Annotated in this window: 7 protein-coding genes; 1 reads left to right on the top strand and 6 read right to left on the bottom strand. The window is 57.2% G+C overall.

What is annotated here, in order from left to right; all coding sequences use genetic code 11:
• Positions 1-44: 44 nt before the first annotated feature.
• The 4 genes from A11A3_RS07815 to A11A3_RS07800 form a co-directional block, all read right to left on the bottom strand.
• Positions 45-440 carry a hypothetical protein gene (locus tag A11A3_RS07815; protein ID WP_040296902.1) on the bottom strand — a complete coding sequence of 132 codons (396 nt, stop codon included), beginning with the start codon at positions 438-440 and terminating at the stop codon, positions 45-47.
• 294 nt (positions 441-734) lie between these two features.
• A complete protein-coding gene (locus tag A11A3_RS07810; RefSeq protein WP_009686175.1) occupies positions 735-1,496 on the bottom strand; it encodes a ZIP family metal transporter in 762 nt (253 codons plus the stop codon).
• A 142-nt stretch (positions 1,497-1,638) separates the two neighbouring features.
• Positions 1,639-2,535, bottom strand: coding sequence for a cation efflux transmembrane domain-containing protein (locus A11A3_RS07805; RefSeq protein WP_008928737.1), 897 nt, complete (start codon positions 2,533-2,535; stop codon positions 1,639-1,641).
• 65 nt (positions 2,536-2,600) lie between these two features.
• A complete protein-coding gene (locus A11A3_RS07800) occupies positions 2,601-3,854 on the bottom strand; it encodes an IS256 family transposase (protein WP_008928736.1) in 1,254 nt (417 codons plus the stop codon).
• 172 nt (positions 3,855-4,026) lie between these two features.
• Between A11A3_RS07800 and cadR the strand changes: the two genes are divergently transcribed.
• Positions 4,027-4,461: a Cd(II)/Pb(II)-responsive transcriptional regulator gene (gene cadR, locus A11A3_RS07795; protein ID WP_008175821.1), complete on the top strand. Its 435-nt coding sequence runs from the start codon at positions 4,027-4,029 to the stop codon at positions 4,459-4,461.
• Positions 4,462-4,772: 311 nt separating this feature from the next.
• Here the strand turns inward: cadR and A11A3_RS07790 are convergent, their stop codons facing one another.
• Positions 4,773-5,471, bottom strand: a complete 699-nt coding sequence (locus A11A3_RS07790; protein WP_008928735.1) for an SIR2 family protein — start codon at positions 5,469-5,471, stop codon at positions 4,773-4,775.
• Positions 5,472-5,640: 169 nt separating this feature from the next.
• On the bottom strand, positions 5,641-5,838 hold the full coding sequence (locus A11A3_RS07785) for a helix-turn-helix domain-containing protein (protein WP_008928734.1): 198 nt from the start codon (positions 5,836-5,838) through the stop codon (positions 5,641-5,643).
• Between the last annotated feature and the right edge of the window lie 162 nt (positions 5,839-6,000).

Below are 6,000 nucleotides of genomic sequence, written 5' to 3'. Positions count from 1 at the left end.
GTTTTTGGACGGAAAATCCCTAGAACCCCACAACTGGACGCCGGCTACCACCTGACAAGGTGGGTTCGCCGGACGCTTACGGTCAAGAACCAGGTGCGCATCCATTCACTCAGCACCCATGCCGCAGGTAGCCCTAGCCAGAGTGCCATTGCATCCATCTCAGGGCGCAGGCAGCGCACGAGGTACGCGACGCCCCATGGAAAGAGGGCGAGCAGCGAGACAAAGGCCGCCGTGACTAACACCGCCACCACGGGGCCATTGCCGTACTGGCTAATGCTGATAAAGACCCAGGAGACACCCACGCCGAAGTAGCCAAGGCCAAAGAGGTAGGCCGACCACAGCGCCTGACGCCTTGAAGACTGCGCGGTCAGGACAAAAAATGTTGCCAGAGCGATCACCGCAAGCCATGCCCAGCCCACAGGGGCAAAGGCAAGCGGCATGGCGCCTCCAGCAAGTAGAGCCATCCCCCCTGTCAGAAGCGGCTTATAGCGCACGCCCGTGTATAGGCTAGAGGGTAGCGCGCACTTATCACCCAATGCTCTCTCGCCTCCGAATCCAGGATCAACCCTGTGGCTCATGCTTTCTTGCTCCGCTTAATCAAGCTGCGTCAATTCATTCGGCCGGCTGGCCAGGGTGGCAAAGTGAATGTTTCTGGACTCGACTAGGTGCGCCGTAAGCTGGGAGCTGCTTCGTATTCGGCCAGCACGACAGTGGCTGTGTTGGGGAGCAGTACGTTAGCTTTGCGATACCACCCCTTCCAAGCCCGCTGATACCAGAACGAACAGGACGAAGCCGCCTATGAAAGCCAGCGGTGAGATGTGCGTATCGTCACCGCTCTCGTGAGCCTCGGAGACCATATCTTCGATGGCAGCGACCGTGAGAAGGCCTGCCGTGAACGTCAGTGCCGCTAGCTTAAATGCCTCCGGCTGGTTCCTGAGTACGAAGTAAGCAAAGACGGCTGCCGAGAGCACAGGAATCGCGAAGGAAGCAGAGAGCAGTATCCGCTTGCTACGAGGGATTCCTTTATCTTTCATGGTGGCGATCGTCGCAAAGCCCTCAGGAACATCGGCGAGAACCTGACCCGCCGCCAGGATTATCGCGACCGACGGTGAGACCGCCGACCCCGCCCCGATCAGGAGGCCATCGCTGAACAGGTCGATGGATACGGCGATATAGATCATCCAGACACTCGTCTGACCGCCTTCTCCCTGCTGGCCTTGTCGCTTCTGGAGACTCTCAACGAGCTTCTCGATACCTACGTAAGCAATGCCGCCCAGCGCGAAAGCGAGGGCGATTACCCAGGCTGAGAGGTTCTCTAGCACGCGCGGCATGATTTCAACCGCCACCACCGCAATGACGAGGCCGGCAGCGCCGTGAAGGGCGTAATTGAGACGGCGCCCGGTAGTTCGGGAGGCCTCCGCAGCGAGCCCACCACTAAAATTGCCTAAGGCGGGCAACAGCGCCAGGCCGAGTACCAGCCAGATACTATCCATCATCTTCTTTCCTTGGTTGATTCCTAGATACGCTACCTTGCTGGCTCCGAGCCTTCGCGCTATATGCTGTCGTTCAGGCCTAGCGCGCTTGTACAGCCACTTCGATCAAGTGTCCCAGGCATCGATAGCTGCGTACCGTGCAGCCTCACCCCTTGAGCGCCAGGATGCGCCGAGCGCCGTTGAGGACGATCAGGCCCACGATGGTACCGATAATCAGGTCAGGGTAGCTGGACCCCGTCCAGGCGACCAAGGCACCGGCGGCGATGACGCCCATGTTGATCACCACATCATTGGCCGAGAATATCCAGCTTGCCTTCATATGCGCGCCGCCTTCGCGGTGCTTGGATATCAACAGCAGGCAACCGGTATTGGCGATCAACGCGACGAAGGCGATCGCCATCATCATCAGCGATTCAGGCTCACTACCGAAAACAAAGCGTCGCACCACCTCGACGAGTACGCCGATAGCCAAAATCAGTTGCAGTACCCCTGCCAGATGCGCGGCACGTACCTGCATTTTCGCACTGCGCCCTACGGCATAGAGAGCCAGGCCATAGACGGCTGCATCGGCAAACATATCCAGGGAATCAGCGATCAGGCCGGTAGACTGGGCGATCAGGCCAGCAGTCATTTCCACCACGAACATGATCGCATTGATACCGAGCAACACGCGCAGAGTGCCTGACTCCTGCGTAGCAGAGACTGCCGAGCTCTCAGCGGCCTTGATCGTCTCTGGGTCGGCAATGACGGTTTCCTGAAGAGAGGCGCCTAGCCCCAAGGTCGCCAGTTTCGCGGTAATGGGCTCAGCCTCGCCGTCATGCACGACCTCCAATCGGCGGTTCGACAAGTCGAAGGACAGCGTTCGAATCTCATCAAAGCCGTTCAGCGCCAAGCGGATCATCCGTTCTTCTGAGGGACAATCCATCTTCGGCACAGCATACACGCTGACCCATTCCCCTGACGCTTCGGAGGAGACCGGCATATCGGTATCCGCTGCAGGCGTTGCATCGCAGCTACATGGGCCACCACAGGCTTTACTCACGATACGGCTCCAGTTAACCAACATAGATTGCTAGTAGAGTTATTGTCAAATCTGGTGTATGACCATCAGGCAGCGTTCCTGTCAGATTGATCATCCACCTGTTCTCCATCCCGAAACTGGACGTTGTTCACGACCAGTCTGAGTTGGTCGAACCCCTTGATCCGCTTCCAGCGTTTCTGGGCGGATTGGAGCAGTTTGAACACCATCGATAACGTGGTGTCGCGGTTGCCACAGGATCGGCTCCGCTTGGTTCTCAGTCGTACGGTGGCGAAAGTGGATTCAATCGGATTGGTCGTCCGCAAGTGGATCCAGTGAATCGCCGGAAAATCGTAGAAGGCCAGCAGTTCGTTGCGGTCCTTTTCCAGGTTGTCCATGGCCTTGGGGTACTTGTCTCGGAACCGCCGCAAAGTGCTGTCAAAGGCCTTGTGAGCGCCGTCACGGGTCTCCGCCAGGTAGATCTCGTGCAGTGCCGACTTGACCTTTGGTTGTACCGATTTAGGCAGCTTGTCCAGCACATTAGCGGTCTTGTGCACCCAGCATCGCTGGTGCCGGGTGTCCGGAAACACCTTGCTCAGGGCCTTCCAGAAGCCCAGTGCGCCGTCGCCAACAGCCAGCTTGGGCGAAGGCTCCAGGCCCCTTTCCCGTAAGTCTGTGAGCAATTCTCGCCAACTGGCTTCAGACTCCCGGTGGCCATCCTCGACAGCCACCAGTTCTTTATGGCCGTGCTCGGTAACACCGATGATCACCAGCAGGCAGAGCCGGTCATCCAGGCGGACGTTGCTGTACACGCCGTCTGCCCACCAGTACACATAACGCTTCTGGCTCAGGTCCCGGCGCTGCCAATCCTTGTGCTCATCCAGCCACTTGGCCTTGAGCCGGGAGACCGTGTTCGCCGACAACCCGTTGGCCTGCTCGCCGACCAGGGCACTCAGGGCCTCCTGGAAATCGCCAGAGGAGACACCGCGCAGGTAGAGCCAGGGAATCAGCTCTTCCAGACTCTTGGCCCGCTTCAGGTACGGCGGCAGCAACTGGCTGTTGAAGCGAACGCCGGTGCCGCTGCGATCCCGAACCTTGGGCACCTGGACGTCAACGTCGCCAACACCGGTCTGAATAATGCGCTTGGGCAGGTAGCCGTTGCGCACCACCGCCTGGCGGCCATTGGGCGTGGTGACATCCGCGTACTGGCTCAGCAGGCCTTCCAGTTCGGTCTCTACCGCCCGGGCAATCAGGTCTCGGGCTCCCTTGCGAATTAAATCGTGCAACGGGTCATTCGTTACTGTCTCTGGTTGTGAAAGAGCATGCAGGTTAGACTTGGACATGGCGTATCCATCCTCTGTTGGTTGTGATCGTCGCGGTGATCAACCAACAGGATACGCCACCTCTTCAGCCTGCTTCCATACACCAGAAATCACCATAACTCTTGCTAGTATTAAAAACTATATAGCTACTATAAGGTCAATGGGACAGATGATCCGTTGAGGAGTAAGCCTGATGCGCATTGGTCAGTTAGCCCAGATAGCGGGTATCGACACGCAGACGATCCGCTTCTATGAGCAGCAGGGCCTGTTGCCGCCGCCAGAACGGCAGGAGAATGGTTACCGTGTCTATACCGAGAAGCATGGCGAGTGGCTTGCCTTTATCCGCCGCTGCCGAATTCTGGACCTGTCACTGACAGAGATTCGCGAGCTACAGAGCTATCAGGACGACCCTCGCCAGCCCTGTACCGCCGTCAACGCCATGCTCGATGACCACATCTCTCATGTGCGGTCGCAGATAACTGCTCTGCAAGCGCTTGAGCAACAACTCGTTTCACTGAGGGCGAGTTGCAACGAGGGTCGGGAGATCAATGCCTGCGGCATCCTGACGGGGATCAGCGAGGAGAGCAAACAACAGCTGTATAGGGCTAGCTCAGGCCGTAAGGACTGAGCAGAGACATGCCGGACCTTGCAGTGACATTGTGAATGCATGGTGTGTTGATCGCGAAGCCTCACTGCGTATCTCGGCATGCGAACCTGGGCGTTGCTGCAAACTTGCAGGGGCCGTGAAGAAGAGTCGTCATCAACCAGGTAATCCGCTGAGCTGATGGTTGGTTCCGTCATCATGATATGAGCCAATCAACCAAAAAATCCGGATACCCTCTTTTTCTTGGTAGCAAATTCAGCTTCGGCAAAGGTCAACTGGGTCATGACTGGCTCCTCTGGGGTGTTGGCAGTATTATGCCAAAAATCATGACTTTTTCAGAGGTTCCCTAGCAGGTCCCAGCTTCCGTTCTCCTCCGTCAGAGCAAAGCGCCCAGCAACTCCATCAGCCGGAAGAGCACGTGCCAGGTAATGCATGACCACGTCGTTATGGCTATAGCCGACGAATAGCACGGTGAATTGACGAAAGACGTCGACCAGGAATCGCCGCGCCCAGCCCTCCGTCAGATACGCGCGCCCGAAATCCGCATCAGTAAGCACCAGATCCCGTGCGCGGGGAAGCGCTCCATGAACGTGCACAATGCCAGTGAAGTCGTAGCCCAACGGCAAGGCCGGAGCTCGGTAGACATTGGGTGCTGAACCGAACAGCGTGCTGGCGGCCGTCTCAAAATGCAGATCGAAATTGGTAGTCACCAGCCTTACGCGCTCAGCGGTGCGGAATAGTCGCAGCAGGTCTTGATGAAGAGCATTCGGTGCGCTGCCTGCGGGTGATAGGAGTTGGGCAGCTATTTCGTGGACCTTGACCTTGCGATGATCCAGTTGCCCCAGAAAACGATCCAGCGGCTCCGTTGGTTCGAGCCCCGTGCGTTGAGCAATATCGCTGGCGAGTTTCCCGAAACTGGCCAGATTCGACGGTGGTCCCATCGAAACACCAGCGCCAGCGAAGACCACCAGCTTATCGTCGCGCAGGGCTTCGAGAATGCGGTCGTCGAAATCAATGGCACCGAGCTTGGTCATGAGCAAGACCTGCCCGTCGCAGTAAGGTGGATGACTTCTAGTGGCCTTTCCGCACGGACATCCGTGCTCTGACACTTGGCGTCGCAGTTGACTACGGAATCCACGTCTTCAGAAGAAAACCCATAGATCCCGTTGACGGAATTGGAGAGAGTCATCGTGTCGGCTTTCCTCACTTCTTATTCCGACCTTCTTCATCAGCAGCCCCACCCGATTTCACCCATTCATCGACTTCCTGCGTCTTGAACTTCCACAGCCGCCCTATTCGGTGGGCTGGCATGCCCCGTCCACGAATCCATGCATAGACGGTGTCCTTGCTCACTCCGAGGTATGCGGCGATCTCTTCGACCGACAGCCAACGCTCTGACATAGTCTTCCTACGCGAAGTCAAAATTCGGGCAGATTGCCAATAATGGCATGAAACAAGTAATAGACATAGCGTATTGAGCATGATTTAGAACGATTTGATAGGGTTTGACCTGATTCAAACGGGCTAATTTTCAGTATCCGGCCAGCCCCCGGCTCACGCCAT

Source organism: Alcanivorax hongdengensis A-11-3 (genome assembly GCF_000300995.1).
In the GTDB taxonomy this organism is placed as follows: domain Bacteria; phylum Pseudomonadota; class Gammaproteobacteria; order Pseudomonadales; family Alcanivoracaceae; genus Alcanivorax; species Alcanivorax hongdengensis.
The sequence above is the reverse complement of the archived record's forward strand: the minus strand, read 5'-3'. Positions and strand labels throughout refer to the sequence as shown.

What these genes read in the sequence shown, in the direction of transcription:
- A11A3_RS07815 (WP_040296902.1), bottom strand. Translation starts at nt 440, where the DNA reads ATGCCGCTTGCCTTTGCCCCTGTGGGCTGGGCATGGCTTGCGGTGATC.
- A11A3_RS07810 (WP_009686175.1), bottom strand. Translation starts at nt 1,496, where the DNA reads ATGATGGATAGTATCTGGCTGGTACTCGGCCTGGCGCTGTTGCCCGCC.
- A11A3_RS07800 (WP_008928736.1), bottom strand. Translation starts at nt 3,854, where the DNA reads ATGTCCAAGTCTAACCTGCATGCTCTTTCACAACCAGAGACAGTAACG.
- cadR (WP_008175821.1), top strand. Translation starts at nt 4,027, where the DNA reads ATGCGCATTGGTCAGTTAGCCCAGATAGCGGGTATCGACACGCAGACG.
- A11A3_RS07790 (WP_008928735.1), bottom strand. Translation starts at nt 5,471, where the DNA reads ATGACCAAGCTCGGTGCCATTGATTTCGACGACCGCATTCTCGAAGCC.
- A11A3_RS07785 (WP_008928734.1), bottom strand. Translation starts at nt 5,838, where the DNA reads ATGTCAGAGCGTTGGCTGTCGGTCGAAGAGATCGCCGCATACCTCGGA.